The organism is Actinokineospora sp. (assembly GCF_050699995.1).
Taxonomy (GTDB): Bacteria; Actinomycetota; Actinomycetes; order Mycobacteriales; family Pseudonocardiaceae; genus Actinokineospora.
Window position 1 is genome coordinate 1 of the sequence record NZ_JBOHGC010000111.1, and the last position, 17,811, is coordinate 17,811.

Genomic DNA, 17,811 nt, shown 5'->3' on the forward strand with positions numbered 1-17,811 from the left:
CGGGTACACCTCGCGCCAGCCGAGCAGGAACGACGTGCCGAACTTGTTGCGCCCGCTGAGCCGCTCCGACCGCAGCGCCGCGGTGAGGTGCCTGCGGGAGACCTGGCTCCAGCCCTGGGCCCAGCGCATCCGCTGGTTCCACAGCGCGCGCAGCGTGACCGGCGCGAGTTCGCGGCTGACCAGCAGCGGGTCGTAGACCAGCCGGTAGCCGTCGAGCAGCGCGCGGAACGACGAGTCGATTTCCTCGGTGAGCATGTGCCCGTGCATCCGCAGGTCGCGCAGCACCGCCGTCGACCAGAACCCGTTGGAGCCGCCGAACAAGCCGAACTGGTGCAGCCGCGCCCGGCCGGAATGACTTACCGCGTAGATGGATTCGAATTCGACCGCCACCGTGCGCGCGACCCACGACGTGTCGCCGTTGCGGATCACGCAGTGGCCCTGGACGACGTCCGCGCCCGCCGCGAGCCAGTGCCACGCCCGGCGGTAGGCGTCGGTGTCGGGCTGGTGGTCGGCGTCGAAGACCCCGGTGAACACGCCGTCGACGACCTGCAGCGCCGCGTTGACGTTCTGCGCCTTGGACGTCGACCCGTCCACCCGCAGCAGGACCAGCCTGCGGTTGCGGGCCGCCAGCTCCCGCAACTCGTCCTCGACCGGCAGGTCGTGCGGGGTGTTGTAGGCCAGGACGATCTGCAGTGTGCCCGGGTAGTCCTGGGCGAGGAACGCGCGCAGCGTCTCGACGATCGTCTCCGCCTCGTTGGGCAGGTACGCCGCGATCACCGCCGACGCGGGCGGGTAGTGCCGGGGCGCGGGCGGCAGCTTGGGCGGGTCCAGCGCGTGCAGCCCCTCCGCCCAGATCAGCGCCGAGGTGACCACGAGCGCGGCGGTGACGAGCAGATACGCGGGCGTCGCCAGGTCGATACCCAGCTGGTAGAGCCCGAGCAGCGCCAGGAACGGCACGAGGATGCCGAGCACCAGCGTCAGCAGCACCTGCAGCGTCGTGCGCACCGACCTCGGCAGCCACACCGACGACGCTCGGGGCTCGTCGGCCCGCCAGCGGCGGGGGATGAGGTCGAGATGGGTGCCCGCGACATCACCGGCGTCCTGGGCCTGGCGCAGCAGGGCGGGCACACCGGTGTCGGGGCGCGCGCTGGTCCAGCCGCAGATGGGCGTGACCTGCACGCTGTCGCGGCCGAGCCTGATCTCGGTGCGGCTGATCCGGGCGGCCATGGCGCCGAGTCTGCGGCCGACCTGCCGATCGGCGGTCCCGCGCAGCAGCACGGCGATCCCGTCGTCGCCGTCGAGCCCGATCAGCTCGTGCCGGGACAGGTCCGCGCTCAGCATCGCCGCGGTCTGGTGGTGGACGTGGGCGAGGCCCTGGCGGCCGAACCGGGAGACGATCCGGTCGCGCTCGGCGAAGCGGATCACCGCCACGACCGGCGCCCGGCGGGACCGCTCGCCCGCGGCGAGGACGTCGGCGACCTCGCGCGCCCAGGTCTCGCGGTCGGCCCAACGGTGCCGCTGGGGGTACCACTGCCCGGCCCCGGCGTGCCGCGGCAGACGCAGCGTCCGCGGTTCCGGGCCGCCGCCGGAGGGCTCCAGCTTGACCGGTCCGTTGGTCAGCATCGCCATTCCCGGATACCTGAAAGTGTCCGAGAGGTAAACTTTCGATTCGCCTGGAAGAATGTGACGGGAGTCATTATGTATTCACCCGATCAAGGTAGCCGAGCGATTTGCTTGATACAGAGAGCTATCCCAGTGGGCTGTACGTGTCAATGCGACCTGGCTATATGGAGTGAATCTCTTAACCAGACACATGCATCCGTTGCAGTCATTGTTCGGTCTCGACAACTGCTCCATCCGGCCTAGCGGATGGGCAGGTGGTCAAGCGGAGGGCGGCAGGCCCTTGTACGGTCGACCCGTCGTCCAGTGGGCGTCGCCCCGACAGTGACCCGACCGCGAGGACCCGACGGTGAGGAGCGGAGCGACGTGGCGGAGAACTGGCAGTCCGAATATCTGCGGTTCCTCCTGTTCGTCCTGGCCACGATCTGGCTCATTCAGCGCGGATCGCCGGAATCGATGCGCCCGTCGGAGGTGGGCCTGGAAAGTGATGAGAAGCAGCAACTCGGTAAACACATCCGATCCGACTCGCCCGCGTGGGCGAGGGCGGGCAGGTGGCGCACCGCGATGCTCTCTCGGTCACTCGGCCTCACCACGGCCGGGTTGTTCCTGCTGTGTTGGCTCACCCAGTTCGTCTCGGGCCGCGCCGCGCACAACGGCGAGCAGCTCTCGTCGTTCCAGGACCCGCTCGGCGCGGGGGAGTACCTGCCGTCGGCGGATTTCTGGAATCGTTCACCGCAGAACTGGCAGTCCGAGTTCCTGGCCATCGCCTCGATGGCCATCCTCAGCGTCTACCTGCGGCACCGCGGATCGCCGGAGTCCAAGCTGGTCGGGCCGCGCACACCGTGACGGAGGAGTCGGGCTGAACCCTTACCTTCAGTTCGCGTTGTGCGGAGCAGAATGTGACCAGCGTGTAGCGTCGTTCGCCAACCGCGTGGAAGGTGGCGTAGGGCGCCCACGCGCCGAGCGGACGAGCGAACGGACGGGACATGGGTGACACGACTGCCGAGTCCGCGACACGCGCGCGGGCGGGCCGAGGCATCGGCAAGGTCGGCGAGTCGGAACTGCGCCAACTGCTGGCGGGGCTGACAGCGGTCCGCGACGGCGACTTCGGCACCCGCCTGCCCGATCACGCCGACGGCCTGCTCGGCGAGATCGCCGCGGTGTTCAACGGCATGGTCGACCAGCTCTCCCTGTTCACCTCCGAGGTCACCCGCGTCTCCCGCGAGGTCGGCACCGAGGGCCAGCTCGGCGGCCAGGCCGAGGTGCCCGGCGTCTCCGGCACCTGGAAAGACCTCACCGACTCCGTGAACGCGATGGCGGGCAACCTGACCCGCCAGGTCCGCGACATCGCCCAAGTGGCGACCGCGGTGGCGGGCGGCGACCTGTCGCAGAAGATCGACGTCGACGCCCGGGGCGAGATCCTGGAGCTCAAGGACACCGTCAACACCATGGTCGACCAGCTCTCGTCGTTCGCCGACGAGGTCACGCGGGTCGCCCGAGAGGTCGGCAGCGAGGGCCGCCTCGGTGGTCAGGCCGACGTCAAGGGTGTCTCCGGCACTTGGCGTGACCTGACGGACTCGGTGAACTTCATGGCGGGCAACCTGACCGCTCAGGTCCGCAACATCGCGCAGGTCACCACGGCTGTGGCGAAGGGCGACCTGTCGCAGAAGATCGAGGTCGACGCGCGCGGGGAGATCCTGGAGCTGAAGGAGACCATCAACACGATGGTCGAGCAGCTCTCCGCGTTCGCCGACGAGGTCACGCGCGTCGCCCGCGAGGTGGGTACCGAGGGCAGGCTGGGCGGCCAGGCCCGCGTCCCGAACGTGGCGGGCACCTGGAAGGACCTCACCGAGTCGGTCAACGTCATGGGCGACAACCTGACCGCCCAGGTCCGCTCGATCGCCGAGGTCGCCACCGCTGTCGCCCGAGGCGACCTGACGCAGAAGATCCGGGTCGACGCGCGCGGCGAGATCCTGGAGCTGAAGGAGACCATCAACACGATGGTCGACCAGCTCTCCGCCTTCGCCGACGAGGTCACCCGCGTGTCCCGCGAGGTCGGCACCGAGGGCAACCTCGGCGGCCAGGCCACGGTGCGCGGTGTGTCCGGCACCTGGAAGGACCTGACCGACAACGTCAACGTGATGGCGTCCAACCTGACCGGCCAGGTGCGCTCCATCGCCACGGTCGCCACCGCGGTGGCCAGGGGCGACCTGTCGCAGAAGATCATCGTCGAGGCCAAGGGCGAGGTCGCCGCGCTCGCCGAGGTGATCAACACGATGGTCGACACGTTGTCCGCGTTCGCCGACGAGGTCACCCGCGTCGCCCGCGAGGTGGGCACCGAGGGCCAGCTGGGCGGCCAGGCCCGCGTGCCGAACGTGGCGGGCACCTGGAAGGACCTCACCGACAACGTCAACTTCATGGCGAACAACCTGACCAATCAGGTCCGCAACATCGCCCAGGTCACCACCGCCGTCGCGCAGGGCGACCTGACCCGCAAGATCGACGTCGACGCCCGCGGCGAGATCCTCGAACTCAAGACCACGATCAACACGATGGTCGACCAGCTGTCCGGCTTCTCCGCGGAGGTCACCCGGGTGGCCCGCGAGGTGGGCAGCGAGGGCCGATTGGGCGGCCAAGCCGAGGTCGAGGGTGTGTCCGGCACCTGGAAGCGCCTCACCGAGAACGTCAACGAGCTGGCCGGGAACCTGACCCGCCAGGTGCGCGCGATCGCGGAGGTCACCAGCGCGGTCGCCGAGGGCGACCTGACCCGGTCGATCACCGTCGAGGCCTCCGGCGAGGTCGCCGAACTCAAGGACAACATCAACTCGATGGTCGGCTCGCTGCGCGAGACCACCCGGGCCAACCAGGACCAGGACTGGCTGAAGTCCAACCTGGCCCGCATGTCCGGCTTGATGCAGGGCCGCCGCGACATCGCGCTGGTCGCCGAACTCATCGTCGACGAGCTGACCCCGCTGGTCTCGGCCCAGTACGGCGCCTTCTACCTGGCCGAGGATGGCGCCGACGGCCAGGAGCTGCGACTGATCGGCTCCTACGGCCACCCGGGAACGCCGGGCAACGGCAGCGAGCCGCTTCGGTTCCGGTTCGGCCAGTCCCTCGTCGGCCAGGCCGCCCGCAGCCGTCGCGCAATCGCCGTGGAGGACGTGCCGCCCGGCTACGTCACCATCTCCTCCGGGCTGGGCCAGGCGCCGCCGACGAGCCTGATCGTGCTGCCGATGGTGGTCGAGGAGCAGGTCCTCGGCGTGATCGAGCTGGCCTCGGTGCGCAGCTTCACCCAGATCCAGCGCGACTTCCTCGAACAGCTGATGGAGACCGTCGGTGTCAACGTCAACACCCTCGTCGCCAACGCCCGCACCGACGAGCTGCTCGGCGAGTCCCAGCGGCTCGCGGCCGAGTTGCAGGCCCGCTCCAGCGAACTGCAGATCCGGCAGGAGGAGCTGCAGCTGTCGAACGCGGAGCTGGAGGAGAAGGCCGCGCTGCTGGCCAGCCAGAACCGTGACATCGAGACGAAGAACCTGGAGATCGAGCAGGCCCGCCAGGAACTCGAGGCCCGCGCCCACCAGCTGGCGCTGACCTCGAAGTACAAGTCGGAGTTCCTGGCGAACATGAGCCACGAGCTGCGCACCCCGCTCAACAGCCTGCTGATCCTGGCCCAGCTGCTCGCCCAGAACCCGACCCGCAACCTGACCGCCAAGCAGGTCGAGTACGCGGGCATCATCCACTCCGCGGGCTCGGACCTGCTGCAGCTGATCAACGACATCCTCGACCTGTCCAAGGTCGAGGCGGGCAAGATGGATGTAAGCCCGGAGCGGATCGAGCTCAGCGGCCTGCTCGACTACGTCGAGGCCACCTTCCGGCCGCTTACGACGCAGAAGAACCTCGACTTCCGGATCAGCACCGGCTCCGACGTGCCCGCCGAGGTGCTGACCGACGACGCCCGGCTGCGGCAGGTCCTGCGCAACCTGCTGTCCAACGCGGTGAAGTTCACCGAGCGCGGCGGCGTCGAACTCAAGATCGAGACCGCCTCGCCCACCGAACTGCCCCCGTCGGTCAGCATCCACGGCCCGGCCATCGCGTTCCGGGTGATCGACACCGGCATCGGCATCGCCGAGCAGCAACTCGAATCGATCTTCGGCGCGTTCCAGCAGGCCGACGGCACGACCAGCCGCAAGTACGGTGGCACGGGCCTTGGCCTGTCGATCAGCCGCGAGATCGCCTACCTCATCGGCGGCGCGCTCACCGCGACCAGCGCACCGGGCATGGGCAGCACGTTCACCCTGTTCCTGCCGGTCGCCCACCCCGACTTCCAGGAGATCCCCGGCGACTCGCTGACGCAGCCCGCCGCCGGGGTCGAGGAAAACGACTCCCAGGACGCCGCCTCCCGCCAGCGCAGGCTGCTGGTCATCGAGGAACACCGGCCGGGTCTGTTGTCGCTGGTCGCCGAGAGCGCGGTCGCCGACCTCGGCGCCAGCCACGACCTCAACGACCCGCGCGGACCCATCGCCGTGCTCAGCGCGGTCAGCGCCGCCGAGGCCGCCGACGCGCTCGCGGGCGGACCGTGCCACTGCGTGGTGCTCGAACTCGACCTGGCCGACGCGGTCCGGTTCCTCGAGGTCATGGACGGCTACCCGGAGCTGCGCGGCATTCCCGTGCTCGCGCACAACAACCGGCGGCTCGACGTCGACCAGGAGCGCGGCCTGCAGGCGCGCGCGGGAAGCAGGCCGCTGGAGTTCCTCTCCAGCCTCGACGAGCTGCGGGAGCGGATCGCGCTGCACCTCAACGCCGACGAGGCGGGTGACGTGCTGCCGCTGGCCCGGCCCTACCGGATCGGTGAAAGCCCGTCGCCGCAGCTGATCCCTGGCGACCTGGCCGGGCGCACGGTCCTCGTCATCGACGACGACGCGCGCAATGTCTTCGCGCTCACCGGGATTCTCGAGACGCACGGCATGCGCGTGCTGCACGCCGAGAACGGCCGCAAGGGCATCGAGACGCTCGCCCACCACAGCGACGTCGACCTGATCCTGATGGACATCATGATGCCGGAGATGGACGGATTCGCCGCCACCACGGCGATCCGCGACATGGCCGAGTACGCCGACCTGCCGATCATCGCGGTCACCGCCAAGGCCATGCCCGGCGACCGGGAGAAGACCATCGCCTCGGGCGCCAACGACTACGTCACCAAACCGGTCGACGCCCACGACTTGATCACTCGCATCCAGGACAGCCTGCGGGGCTGACGACCATCAAAGGGGAGCCGATTTCGTGCACACGCCCACTGAGCCGCAGCAGCCGCTCGAGGTGGAGGGGCGGGTGGGCGAGAAGGGTGGCTCCACTGCAGGGCTGCGCAGACTTGCGGAGACTGTGCGCGGCCTCCGCGAGCAGGTCGACCGGGCGCGCATCGGCGCGGACACCCGTGGGCTGATCGAACTCGCCAAGGGTGTGCTGGTCGAGCGCCTGCACATCGGACCCGCCGAGGCGGCGCGGCAGGTCAGCGACCTGGCCGAGCAGGCGGGCCTGTCCCAGGCCGAGCTGGCCGCCGACATCGTCAACCGCACCGCGCGCGACGGCTTCGCCCAGCTCCTGCTCGACGAGATCGCCGACCCGCCGCCCGAGGTCGGCGCCCGGCTGCGCACCGCCGAGAGCGGGGTGCTGGCCGCGGGCGACGTCCAGGCCGTGACCGAGGCGATCCTCGAACACGCCCTCGCGCCACTGGGCGCGACCGCCGCCGCGGTGTGGACCGTCGACCTCGACGCCTCCCTGACCCTGGCGGGCGCGGTCGGCTTCAACCCCGACGAGATCCAACGCTGGCACTACGTCCCACCCGGGGTCACGACCGCGGCGAGCAGCGCGCTCACCAGCAGGCGCACGATCTGGATCCGCGGCGGCGACTCGGGCGTCCTGCCGTCCATCGGCGGCGCGCAGTTCCGTGAGGGCGGTCGGGTGGCGACGCTGGCGACCTCGGGCGGCCGCATCCGCGGCGTCCTGGAGATCTGCTGGCCGATGGCGATGCCGACGCAGCCACCGCAGGTCATCCGCCAACTCGACGCGCTGGCCGAACTGTGCGGGCACGCCATCGAGACCCGGCCGGAGTCCGCGGCCGAGGCGCCGCGCGCCGACCTGACCGCGCTCGCCGACGCCATGCTCGACCCGGCGATGGTCCTGGTCCCCGAGTTGGACGAGGGGGGCGCGCTCATCGACTTCCGTGTCCACCACGCCAACGCCCGGTTCGTCGACCCTGACGGCCGGACTCGCGCCTCGGTCGTCGGCGCGACCCTGCTGGAGGCCTACCCGACGGCGGCGGCGAAGTCGGGCCTGTTCGACACCGTCGCCGAGGTCCACGCCACCGGCGCGCCCTTCCGCGCCGAGCGGCTCGCGCTCAGCGTGTCGATCGACCAGCCGCCGCTGACCGAACTGGAGGCGCTCAGCGTCAGTCGCATCGGCGGGGGAGTGCTGATCACCTGGCGGCCGCAGGACGAGTCGGCGAAGTCGACGATCCTGCTCAGCCACGCCCAGCGGCTCAGCCAGGTCGGCGGCTTCGACGAGGACAAGATCACCGGCGAGATCACCTGGACCAGCGAGCTGTACGCGCTCTACGGGCTGCCCGAGACGGAGGGCCCGATCCCGCTGGCCGACCTGGCCGAGCACGCCCACCCGGACGACTCGGCGGCCATCACCCGGTTCCTGCGAACACTGCTGCACCACGGCCGCCCGGCGTCGACGGTCTTCCGGATGCGCAGGCCCGACGGCGCCTACCGGCACAGCCGCGTGATCGCCGAGCCGCTGCTCGACCCCAGCTCCGGGCTAGTCGCCGTGCGCGGCGCCTACCAGGACATCTCCGCGCAGCACTGGACCGAGGTGGCGCTCGCGGCCACCCGCGACCAGCTCGTCCTCACCGAACAGGAGTCCGCCGAACGCAACCGGCTGGCCCTGCAGCTGCAGCGGGCCATCATGCCCTCGACCCACGACCCGATCGAGCTGCCCGACCTGCGCATCGCCGTGCGGTACCGGCCCGCGGAGAAGGACCACCTGGTCGGCGGCGACTGGTACGACGCCGTGGTCCTGCCGTCGGGCCAGCTGTTGATCTCCGTCGGCGACATCGCGGGCCACGGCATCGACGCGGCCACGGGCATGGTCGTGCTCCGCAACGCCCTGCGCGGGCTCGCCGCCACGGGCGCGTCGCCCAACCAGCTGCTGACCTGGCTCAACAACGTCGCGGGCAACCTCGCCGACCACGTGCTCGCCACCGCGCTGTGCGGCCTCTACGACCCGGAGACGCGCCTGCTGCGCTGGGCCAGGGCCGGGCACCTGCCGCCCGTGCTGGTCCGCGACGGCCAGGCCAACATGCTCCCGATGCTCAAGGGGCTGCTGCTGGGCGTGAAGGCCGACGCCGAGTACGAACTGGGCGAGGTGCTGCTGCGTGAGGACGACGTCCTGGTGATGTACACCGACGGGCTGATCGAGCGGCGCACCGCGTCCCTCGACGACTCCCTCGACCACCTGCTCGACATCGTCAGCACGTCCGCGATCGACCTCGACCAGCGACTCGACCGCCTGCTGCTGCACTGCGACGCGGACACCGACGACGACGCCTGCATCGTCGGCATTCAGGTGCGGTGATCAGCCGCTGGAAGGGCGGGCCGGGGCGGAACCTATACGCTTTGCCGGGATCGTGTGTCCCGAACACCGGCACGACTGCTGGTTCCAGCGCGCTGGAGGCGTCCCCGATGACCAAGGCTCCGATGAACACGACCACCGAACGCGCAGGCGACTCGGTCCTCGTGCGGGTCGAAGGCGAAGTCGACCTCGCCACGGCAGCGGAACTCAAAGGGGTACTCGCCGCGGCGGCCGACCTGGGCGACGCCCGCCGTCTGATCGCCGACCTGAGCGACGTGACGTTCTTCGGCTCCGCGGGCCTGACCGTCCTGCTCACCGCGCACGAGCGCGGCTGCGAGACCGGTGTGCCGTTCGTCGTCGTCCCGGGCACCGAGAGCTCCGCGCGCCGGATCCTGGAGATCACCGAGATGCTCGACGTGCTGACCACGGCCGACTCGGTGGACTCGGCCATCAGCTGACCCCGGACATACACCGGGCCCCGACGACCGTGACGGTCAGTCGGGGCCCGGGGTGCCCTGCGGCGGGCCGAATAAGACGGTTGGGACCAGGTCCAGCGGGTAGTTACCCCGACTTGGCGGATCTCACACCTGGTTCGGGAAAAAATCTCAACCCCATCGGGTGTCGATCCCGTTTTCGGGTGGTGACCTGCGGCGATGCCCGGTTGATTAGGGGCAGCCAAGCCAAGAAGAGGGAATCATGACCCGCAAATCCGTGATCACGACCGTGCTCGTGCTCCTCGCCGTGGCCTTGCTGGGTGTCGGTGTCGTCCTCGCCTACGACGCGTTCCGGACCCGCAAGATCGACTCTTACGCGATCACCTACGAGGTGACCGTCGAGGGCGCGGGCGGCATCCGCAAGGTCGAGTACACGGCGGTGCCCGACGGGCAGCACCGCACGGCCGACCCGACCACCCGCACCGACGAGGCCCCGACGGCGACGCCGTGGAGCCGTGACGTGATCATCCCGGCGGGTCGGCAGGCCAGGCTTGTCGTCACCCCGGCGCAGGACGCGGTCGTCGGGTGCAAGATCGTCCTGGACAAGGACTTGGGCAGCCCGAAGACGAAGACGCTCACCGAGAACAAGGCGCCCGCGGTCGGGCAGCCCATCACCTGCTCGGCGACCCTCGACGACGACGCCAGGTTCGGCCGGTAAGCGGCTCACCTGGTCGTCGGCACCACGTACGATCAGACCGTACGCAGGCCGAACGATGAGCAGGGTGAACGATGACCGAGCCGCAGCCACTGGTCCCCGGGACGGTGGGCGACCACACGAGTTGCCTGCTGGTGAAGCTGGGGCAGGTCATGTTCCGGTTGGCCGAGGAGGAACTGCCCGGCCTGCGGGTGCGGCACTACAGCATCCTGCAGGCCCTCGCCGACAACGGACCTACGCCCCAGCTCGCCCTCGGCGCGTACCTGCGGATCGACCCGGCGACCATGGTGAGCAGCCTCGACGACCTGGAGAACGCCGGGCACGCGGCCCGCGTGCGCGATCCGGGCGACCGCAGGCGGTACCTGGTGGAGATCACCGAGAGCGGCCGGACGGTGCTCGCGGGCGCCAACGAACGGCTCGGTGAGCTGGACGACCAGGCGTTCGCGGAGTTGTCGTCGACCGACCGCAAGTCGCTGCACCGGATCTTGTCGAAGCTCGCCTCCGGCGCGACGCTGCCCGCCGCGTTCGACGCGATCCGTGACCAGCCCGCGTCGAGGAAGCTGCCTAGTTCGCAGCGGGCTTCCGCGTAGCCGCTCCACACGCGCGGGTTCGACGCTTGATCCGGCCCATCTGCCTACCTGTCGCCGCTGCCGGCCGCCGTGCCGGGCTCCCAGGGCTACGACCCGAACCACGGTCCGAGTTGGGCGGGAGGGACGCCCGGAGGGGCTCGTGTCCGCCGCGCGCAGCCGATTTGGGCGTCATGCTGGACTTGGTGCCCAACCGCAGGTCCGTGGAGGTTCCGCCCGCGAACCGCCTGCCGCGCTGGTTCCTCGGCCCGTGCCCGCGCGGACGTGGACTGCCGCGGTCGGGCGAAGCCGGATCAGGCGTCGAGGAAGATGTCGAGGGCCAGGTCGCCGGTGGCACCCGCCGGGCGGTAGACCGACAGGTCGGTGATTCCTTCCTCGGCGAGCACCTCATCGTCGACGAAGTGGTTTCCCGTGCACTCGCGGGAATCTCGGACCAGGATGGCGTGGGCGGCGTCGGCGACGATCTGGGGTGTGCGGGACTGCTCGACCCCGCCGAGGAGGTTGCGCACGGCCGCGGTGTCGATGAGGGTGCGCGGCCACAGCGAGTTGGCGGCGATGCCGTCGTCCTTGAACTCCTCGGCCAGGCCGACCGTGCACAGGCTCATGCCGTACTTGGCGAGCGTGTAACCCAGGTGTGCGCCCACCCAGTGCGGGGCCAGGTTCAGCGGCGGCGACAGCGTGAGGATGTGCGGATTCGCCGCAGCGCGCAGGTATGGGATGGCGGCCCTGCTCAGGGCGAACGTGCCGCGGGTGTTGATGTCCTGCATGAGGTCGTAGCGCTTCATGTCGAGTTTCTCGGTGCCCGACAGGTCGATCGCGCTGGCGTTGTTGATCACGATGTCGATGCCGCCGAAGCGGTCGACGGCCCGCGCGATCGCGTTGCTGACGTCGTCGTCCTCGCGCACGTCCCCGACCACGGCGAGCGCCTGGCCGCCGGCCTTCTCGATGTCCTCGGCCGCGGTGAAGACGGTGCCTTCGAGCTTCGGGTGCGGTGTGGCGGTCTTCGCGAGCAGGACCACGTTGGCGCCGTCCTCGGCGGCCCGCAGCGCGATGGCCAGTCCGATGCCGCGGCTGCCGCCCGGACATGACGATCGTCTTGCCCGCAAGGGTCCTGACCACGGCCAATCTCCACATGTGTGCTTATCAAATCGTACGTATTACAAATGATATGTCTAGCAATGTCAATCTGCGCTACTCTGCGGTACTCGATGAGGAGGCGACGATGTCGGAGGCGGTACAGGTCACCCGCGACGCCGCGGTGACCACGATCAGCATCAACCGGCCCCACGTCCGCAACGCCGTGGATCGCGCGACCGCCGAGGCGCTCGCCGACGCCTTCCGCGCCTTCGACGCGGACCCGTCGGCCTCCGTCGCCGTCCTGTACGGCGAGGGTGGGACGTTCTGTGCGGGCGCCGACCTCAAAGCGATCAGCACGGGCCAGGGGAACCGGGCGGCGCCCGACGGCGACGGCCCGATGGGGATCTCGCGGATGCGGCTGTCGAAGCCGGTCATCGCGGCGATCAACGGGCACGCGGTCGCGGGCGGGCTGGAACTAGCCGTGTGGGCTGACCTGCGGGTGGTCGGGGAATCGGCCGTTCTCGGCGTGTTCTGCAGGCGCTGGGGCGTGCCGCTGATCGACGGCGGGACGGTCCGGCTGCCGCGGCTGATCGGCACGAGCGTCGCCATGGACCTGATCCTGACCGGCCGCCCGGTCGACGCGGCGGAAGCCCTGCGGATCGGCTTGGTCAACCGGGTCGTCCCGGACGACCGCGTCCTGGCCGCTGCGCAGGAGTTGGCGGCGCAGCTCGCCGGGTTCCCACAGACCTGCATGCGTCAGGACCGGTTGTCGGTGTTGGAGCAGGAGGGTCTCGACGAGCGGGTCGCCCTCGCCAACGAGTTCGGCCACGGCTTGGTGTCCCTGTCCGCCGACACCCTCGCGGGCGCGACCCGCTTCGCTGAAGGCGCGGGCAGGCACGGTGCTGTCGACGGCCCGGACAGTCCTCTATAGACAAAAGGGTCGATACCGAAAATCGACTCCTCGACCATGGCGCCGTGTGCCCCGCGCCCACAGTGCTGTTCCATGTCGGTATGGACTCGAGCGTTTTGGTGCTGATGACAGATCACAGCTCGAGAGAGGGCAGCCGCAAGGTTTTGTGCCGCGCCGCGGCGCGGCTCACCGGAAATCCTCCGGTTTCGATCGACGCACGACACTTCTACCCAGGTGGGAGTGGCAAGGTGACCGCCGTCGACGGCGGACTCAAACTCGAGGTGCCCGCCGAGAACCTGGTGGTGCGACCCTCGGCTCTGGTCATCTACGAGATACCCCCGGAGAAACGCCGAGGGTTCGCCGCCGCCCAACGGCAGCTCCACGCGTCAGGGGCCGCGTCATTAGGCACCGATGTCGAGGCCTGGCGGGTGGCCACCGAGAAAGACCTCACCGTCGAGCGCTTCGCCCGCGACGGCATCGCGCAGATGGAAACCATCAGCGTCACAGCGGAAGCGGACGCCGCCGAGGTCTTCGAGCGACTCGGCCGCGACGTGTGGGCCCGCCCGGTCGTAGGTATGGGCGGCAACGACGTCTTCCACGTCACCACCGACGAGCAGCTGAAGGCCGCCACCCGCTACTACGCCGAATCCGGTCTCCGCTGGCTGATGGCCCGCGACGCCAACAACTTCACCACCGACGGAACCCGCAAACAGTTTCGCGTCGTCGTGCTCGACGGCCGCGTGGTCTACGCCTGCGAGCACGTCCAGGCACAACCCGACGCACCCTGCAACGAGACCAGAGGCGCGGTCTCGACCAGGTTGTCACTCGATGAGCTACCTCCGGAACTCGATCAACTGGCGGTCGCGGCCACCAAGTCGCTCGGCCTCAACCTGGGCGGCGTGGACCTCGCGCTGGTGAACGGCGGTGTGGTGTTCGAGGTCAACGTCCATCCCGCGTTCAACACCACCATCCCCATCGAAGAGTCGTTCGCCACGCCATACGTAGAGGCGCATCTGGCACTGAGGTAGTGCCGGTAGCGGTCCACCACGCCACACATCGAAGCGCTCTGGCGCTCAGGTGGTGCCGGTAGTGGAGCGAGGTGCTCGGGCACTGAGGTGATGGGCGCTCGGTCATGGGGTGATTCGCCTTGTGCGGCGGTTGGCCAGAGTGGCATCCCGGAATGCGGCGACTGCACCTGAACGTGCTCGGTGTGGTTGCTTCGACCGGTCCGCGTTCTCCAGCCAGCGAATCACGCGTTGTTCGCGGATGGGGCCAACCGTGCCTCGGCGAGGTGGTCCAGGCCGGACGTCACCTTGAGGACCCTGGGCAATTGATTGAACGGCGGCGTCGATGACACCTGTGTCGCGCTAAGAATGGGGTCGGTGGGGGCGGCCAGAGGTGTCGTGGTCGCCCCCACCGAGGCTGGATGCCGCGCGACCGAAGGACTTCTCGGTCCGTCGGTCTCGGTGGGTCAGAGTGCTGCTCCGGCCTTCGCCGCGGCTTCGATCGCGGACCAGTCGCCGTCGACGATGGCGTTGGTGGGGGCGATCCAGGAGCCGCCGACGCAGCCGACGTTCGTCAACGCCAGGTAGTCCGGGGCGGTTGCCTCGGTGATGCCGCCGGTGGGGCACAGGCGCACCTGCGGCAACGGCCCCGCGACCGCGCGTAGGTAGTCCGGGCCGCCGGCGGCTGAAGCCGGGAAGAACTTCATCTCGGTGATCCCGCGGTCGAGCATCGCCATCATCTCCGACACGGTGGCCACGCCCGGCAGGTACGGCAGCCCGGTGTCGGCCATCGCGTCCAGGAGCCGTGGGGTGCCGCCGGGGCTGATCAGGAACTTCGCGCCCGCTTTCGTGGCCGCCTCGACCTGGTCGGGCGTGGTGAGGGTGCCGACGCCGACGACCATGTCGGGAACCTCGGTCGCGATCAGCTCGATGGCGGCCACCGCTGCCTTGGACCGCAGGGTTACCTCGATGACTGGCACGCCACCCGCCAGTAGCGCCCGCGCGAGCGGAACGGCGTCGTCGGCGTCGCGGATGACGACGACCGGGATGACAGGGGAGAGGTCGAGGATCGAACTCATGACGCGGTCTCCATTCCGAAGACGGTGGCACCCTGGTCGGCGGGGCCGATGGCGGCGCGGAAGGCGGCGAACAGTTCGCGGCCGGTTCCGGTGGGGGAACTGGGATTGCGGGGTTCAGGCGTCCGGGCGCCGAGGTCGGCGAGGACGTCGAGGGTGCCGGTCTCGGCGTCGACGGTGATGAGGTCGCCGTCGCGTAGCCGCGACAGCGGGCCGCCGTCCGCGGCTTCAGGGGTGACGTGGATGGCGGCGGGGATCTTGCCGGAGGCGCCCGACATCCGGCCGTCGGTGACGAGCGCGACCGCGTGTCCACGGTCCTGCAGGACGCCGAGCGCGGGCGTCAGCTTGTGCAGTTCGGGCATCCCGTTGGCCTTGGGCCCCTGGTACCGCACGACGGCGACGATGTCGTGGAACAACTCGCCCGCCTGGAACGCGTCGAGGAAGTCCTGCTGGTCGTCGAAGACGCGCGCGGGGGCGGTGAGGACCCGGTGCTCGGCTTTGACCGCGGACACCTTCATGACCGCGCGGCCGAGCCTGCCCGACAGCATCCGCAGACCGCCGTCGGGGGCGAACGGGTCGGCCACGCCGCGCAGGACGGTCTTGTCGAGGCTCTCGGCAACACCGTCCTGCCAGACCACACCGCCGTCGCGCAGGGCGGGTTCGGTGCGGTAGGCGGACATCTCGCCCGCGACGGTCCGGGCGTCGGAGTGCATGAGCCCCGCGTCGAGCAGCTCACTGATCAGGTACGTGGTGCCGCCCGCGGCGTGGAAGTGGTTCACGTCGGCGGTGCCGTTGGGGTAGATCCGGGTCAGCGACGGCACGACCGCCGACAGCTCGGCAAAGTCGTCCCACCGCAGCGTGATCCCGGCGGCGGCGGCGATCGCGACGAGGTGCATGGTGTGGTTGGTGGAGCCGCCGGTGGCCAGCAGCGCGACCACGCCGTTGACGACCGCGCGTTCGTCGATCACCTCGCCGATCGGCGTGTAGTTCTCGCCCAGCCTGGTCAGATCCAGGACGCGGCGGCCCGCTTCCTCGGTGAGCGCGGTGCGCAGCGGCGTGCCCGGGTTGACGAAGGCGGCGGCCGGCAGGTGCAGGCCCATCGCCTCCATCAGGAGTTGGTTGGAGTTCGCGGTGCCGTAGAACGTGCACGTGCCGGGTCCGTGGTAGGCCGCCGATTCGGCCTCCAGCAGCTCATCGCGCCCGACCTTGCCCTCGGCGTGCAGCTGCCGGACGCGGCTCTTCTCCGCGTTGGACAGCCCGGAGGTCATCGGGCCCGCGGGAACCAGGATGGTCGGCAGGTGCCCGAAGGCCAGCGCGCCGATGACAAGCCCGGGCACGATCTTGTCGCACACGCCGAGCAGCAGCGCGCCGTCGAACATGTCGTGGGACAGGGCGAGCGCGGTGGACATGGCGATGACGTCGCGGCTGAACAGCGACAGCTCCATGCCCGCGCGGCCCTGCGTGATGCCGTCGCACATCGCGGGCACGCCACCCGCGAACTGGGCGACACCACCGGCTTCGGCGATGGCGCGCTTGAGGATGGCGGGGAAGGCCTCGAACGGCTGGTGCGCGGAGAGCATGTCGTTGTAGGCGGACACGATCGCGATGTTCGGCTTCACCGCGGCACGCAGCGTCAGCTTCTCGGCGGGGCCGCAGGCGGCGACGCCGTGGGCGAGGTTGGCGCAGCCGAGCGAGCCTCGGGCGGGACCCTGTGCCGAGGCGGCGCGGATCCGGTCGAGGTACGCGGCGCGGCCCACGGCGCTGCGCTCGGTGATGCGGGCGGTCACGGCGGCGACGGTGGGGTGGGTGCTCACGGCGTCCAGATTAGCCAGACTTCTGTATCGATACAAGCAACCTTAGGTATTAAAAGTACTTTAGTGTTCAGTGGGCCTTCGATGAACGGAAGTGGTGGGATGGCGGCACGAGCGGTCATGGCCCCCGGCGCGTCCGCCGGTGAGGTCTTCGGGCTCATCCGCGACGGGCTCGCCGAAACCCGTGCCGACCTGGGCAGACTCACCGGCCTGTCGCGCAGCGCCGTCACGCTGAGAGTCGACCAGTTGATCGACCGCGGCCTGGTGGTGGAGACCGCGGCGGGCGGGTCGACTGGCGGTCGGCCGCCCACGCGCCTGTCCTTCAACGCCGACGGCGGGGTCGTCCTCGCCGCCGCACTGGGCGCGAGTCGCAGTCAGTTGGCCGTGTGTGATCTGTCCGGCCGCGCCCTCGCCACGGCGACGGTCAAGTGGTCCGACGACCCGGCGGTCGTGCTGGCCGCGGTGGCCGAGTCCTTCGACCGGCTGCTGGCGGGCCGCAGGCCGCTGCGCGGTGTCGGGGTCAGCGTCCCCGGAACGGTCGAGGCGGGCACCACCCGCAGCGTGAGCCCCTCGGCGTGGGTCGATGTCGACATCCCCGCGTTCTTCGCCGAGCGGTACGGCGTTCCTGTGCGGGTGGACAACGACGTCAACGCCCTCGCGCTCGCCGAGCACCGCGCGCACCCCGACATCGACGACCTGCTGGTGATCAAGGTGTCCACCGGGATCGGCGCCGGGATCATCTCCGGCGGCGGCCTTCGCCGCGGCGCCATGGGCGCGGCGGGGGAGATCGGGCACACGAAGGTCGCCGACGGCGGCGGCGCGGTGTGCCGGTGCGGCGGCGTCGACTGCCTGGAGGCGGTCGCCGGTGGCTGGGCTCTGGTCCGCGAGCTGACCGCGCTCGGCCGCGAGGTCGGCACCGCGCTCGACGTGGCCGACCTGGCC

General features: G+C 70.1%; 12 protein-coding genes and 1 pseudogene. 9 read left to right on the forward strand and 4 right to left on the reverse strand.

Going from position 1 to position 17,811, the window contains the following annotated elements; translation table 11 throughout:
• Nucleotides 1-1,629, reverse strand: a 1,629-nt coding sequence (locus tag ACRDSQ_RS06275) for a glycosyltransferase family 2 protein (RefSeq protein ID WP_431419595.1), incomplete at its 3' end; no start/stop codon positions are given.
• Nucleotides 1,630-1,986: 357 nt separating this feature from the next.
• On the opposite strand from ACRDSQ_RS06275, the gene ACRDSQ_RS06280 reads away from it, so the two are divergent.
• From ACRDSQ_RS06280 to ACRDSQ_RS06305, 6 genes are all read left to right on the forward strand, one after another.
• The gene (locus ACRDSQ_RS06280; protein ID WP_431419597.1) at nt 1,987-2,466 is read left to right on the forward strand and encodes a DUF6766 family protein; all 480 of its coding nucleotides are present in this window, start codon (nt 1,987-1,989) and stop codon (nt 2,464-2,466) included.
• A 140-nt stretch (nt 2,467-2,606) separates the two neighbouring features.
• Nucleotides 2,607-6,878, forward strand: a complete 4,272-nt coding sequence (locus ACRDSQ_RS06285; protein WP_431419598.1) for a HAMP domain-containing protein — start codon at nt 2,607-2,609, stop codon at nt 6,876-6,878.
• A 25-nt stretch (nt 6,879-6,903) separates the two neighbouring features.
• The gene (locus tag ACRDSQ_RS06290; protein ID WP_431419599.1) at nt 6,904-9,258 is read left to right on the forward strand and encodes a SpoIIE family protein phosphatase; all 2,355 of its coding nucleotides are present in this window, start codon (nt 6,904-6,906) and stop codon (nt 9,256-9,258) included.
• 107 nt (nt 9,259-9,365) lie between these two features.
• Nucleotides 9,366-9,713, forward strand: coding sequence for an STAS domain-containing protein (locus ACRDSQ_RS06295; RefSeq protein ID WP_431419600.1), 348 nt, complete (start codon nt 9,366-9,368; stop codon nt 9,711-9,713).
• A 238-nt stretch (nt 9,714-9,951) separates the two neighbouring features.
• On the forward strand, nt 9,952-10,407 hold the full coding sequence (locus tag ACRDSQ_RS06300) for a hypothetical protein (RefSeq protein ID WP_431419601.1): 456 nt from the start codon (nt 9,952-9,954) through the stop codon (nt 10,405-10,407).
• A gap of 71 nt (nt 10,408-10,478) precedes the next feature.
• The gene (locus ACRDSQ_RS06305) at nt 10,479-10,994 is read left to right on the forward strand and encodes a MarR family winged helix-turn-helix transcriptional regulator (RefSeq protein WP_431419602.1); all 516 of its coding nucleotides are present in this window, start codon (nt 10,479-10,481) and stop codon (nt 10,992-10,994) included.
• Nucleotides 10,995-11,284: 290 nt separating this feature from the next.
• Here the strand turns inward: ACRDSQ_RS06305 and ACRDSQ_RS06310 are convergent.
• A pseudogene (locus ACRDSQ_RS06310) lies at nt 11,285-12,125 on the reverse strand (SDR family oxidoreductase).
• An 88-nt stretch (nt 12,126-12,213) separates the two neighbouring features.
• Between ACRDSQ_RS06310 and ACRDSQ_RS06315 the strand changes: the two are divergent.
• Entirely contained in the window at nt 12,214-12,999 is a 786-nt protein-coding gene (locus tag ACRDSQ_RS06315; protein ID WP_431419604.1) for a crotonase/enoyl-CoA hydratase family protein, read from the forward strand.
• Between the two features lie 227 nt (nt 13,000-13,226).
• Nucleotides 13,227-14,006: an ATP-grasp domain-containing protein gene (locus ACRDSQ_RS06320; RefSeq protein ID WP_431419605.1), complete on the forward strand. Its 780-nt coding sequence runs from the start codon at nt 13,227-13,229 to the stop codon at nt 14,004-14,006.
• 443 nt (nt 14,007-14,449) lie between these two features.
• Here ACRDSQ_RS06320 and eda read toward each other — a convergent pair whose 3' ends face one another.
• Nucleotides 14,450-15,061 carry a bifunctional 4-hydroxy-2-oxoglutarate aldolase/2-dehydro-3-deoxy-phosphogluconate aldolase gene (gene eda / locus ACRDSQ_RS06325; RefSeq protein ID WP_431419607.1) on the reverse strand — a complete coding sequence of 204 codons (612 nt, stop codon included), beginning with the start codon at nt 15,059-15,061 and terminating at the stop codon, nt 14,450-14,452.
• Complete coding sequence (gene edd / locus ACRDSQ_RS06330; protein ID WP_431419608.1) at nt 15,058-16,872, reverse strand: phosphogluconate dehydratase; 1,815 nt, start codon at nt 16,870-16,872, stop codon at nt 15,058-15,060. Before edd ends, eda begins: the two co-directional genes overlap by 4 nt.
• 99 nt (nt 16,873-16,971) lie before the next feature.
• On the opposite strand from edd, the gene ACRDSQ_RS06335 reads away from it, so the two are divergent.
• The coding region (locus ACRDSQ_RS06335) for an ROK family transcriptional regulator (RefSeq protein ID WP_431419609.1) at nt 16,972-17,811 on the forward strand (840 nt) is incomplete at its 3' end.

Excerpts from the sequence above, each read along its gene's own strand:
- ACRDSQ_RS06315 (WP_431419604.1), top strand. The coding sequence starts at position 12,214 with ATGTCGGAGGCGGTACAGGTCACCCGCGACGCCGCGGTGACCACGATC.
- eda (WP_431419607.1), bottom strand. The coding sequence starts at position 15,061 with ATGAGTTCGATCCTCGACCTCTCCCCTGTCATCCCGGTCGTCGTCATC.
- ACRDSQ_RS06295 (WP_431419600.1), top strand. The coding sequence starts at position 9,366 with ATGACCAAGGCTCCGATGAACACGACCACCGAACGCGCAGGCGACTCG.
- ACRDSQ_RS06300 (WP_431419601.1), top strand. The coding sequence starts at position 9,952 with ATGACCCGCAAATCCGTGATCACGACCGTGCTCGTGCTCCTCGCCGTG.
- ACRDSQ_RS06285 (WP_431419598.1), top strand. The coding sequence starts at position 2,607 with ATGGGTGACACGACTGCCGAGTCCGCGACACGCGCGCGGGCGGGCCGA.
- ACRDSQ_RS06305 (WP_431419602.1), top strand. The coding sequence starts at position 10,479 with ATGACCGAGCCGCAGCCACTGGTCCCCGGGACGGTGGGCGACCACACG.